The sequence below is a fragment of the Vibrio sp. 1078-1 genome (genome assembly GCF_033340475.1).
On record NZ_JAWOWM010000193.1, the window covers coordinates 1 to 835 of the forward strand.

1 pseudogene is annotated in these 835 nt (G+C 47.9%); it reads left to right on the plus strand.

The window, feature by feature from the left end:
- A pseudogene (locus R7190_RS26515) lies at positions 1 to 786 on the plus strand (zinc-binding dehydrogenase); the annotation flags it as partial.
- Positions 787 to 835: the final 49 nt, after the last annotated feature.

Here is an 835-nt window from a genome sequence, read left to right on the forward strand (position 1 = left end):
TAAACTCAAGGTAAAGTTCTGATGCCATATGTTACAAGCCATTTTTCTATCAATGGTGAAACTATCTTCCACTACATGGGTTGTTCTACTTTCTCTGAGTACACAGTGCTGCCTGAAATTTCATTAGCCAAAGTGAACAAGCAAGCGCCTCTTGAAGAAGTGTGTCTACTAGGTTGTGGCGTAACGACTGGTATGGGCGCGGTTCTGAACACTGCAAAAGTTGAAAAAGGCGACACGGTTGCGATCTTTGGTCTGGGCGGCATCGGTCTTTCAGCGATCATCGGTGCGCGCATGGCAGGTGCAAGCCGCATCATCGGTATCGACATCAACGAAAGCAAATTCGACCTAGCTAAACAACTTGGTGCTACAGACGTCATCAACCCACAAAAATTCGACAAGCCAATTCAAGAAGTGATTGTTGAAATGACGGATGGCGGTGTGGATTACTCATTCGAATGTATCGGTAACGTCAACGTAATGCGTCAAGCGCTTGAGTGTTGTCACAAAGGTTGGGGTGAGTCGGTGATCATCGGTGTTGCGGGTGCGGGTCAAGAGATCTCAACTCGTCCATTCCAGCTGGTTACGGGTCGTGTATGGCGCGGCAGTGCGTTCGGCGGCGTGAAAGGTCGCTCTGAGCTTCCAGAAATCGTAAACCGTTACATGGCAGGTGAGTTTGGCTTACAAGAGTTCATTACTCACACGATGGGCTTGGAAGACGTAAACAAAGCATTTGATCTGATGCACGAAGGTAAGAGCATCCGTACCGTTATCCATATGGATAAGTAATGCTGACTCAGGCTCTCCGTAGGGGGAGCCTGAATTCATTCTGTTGTTA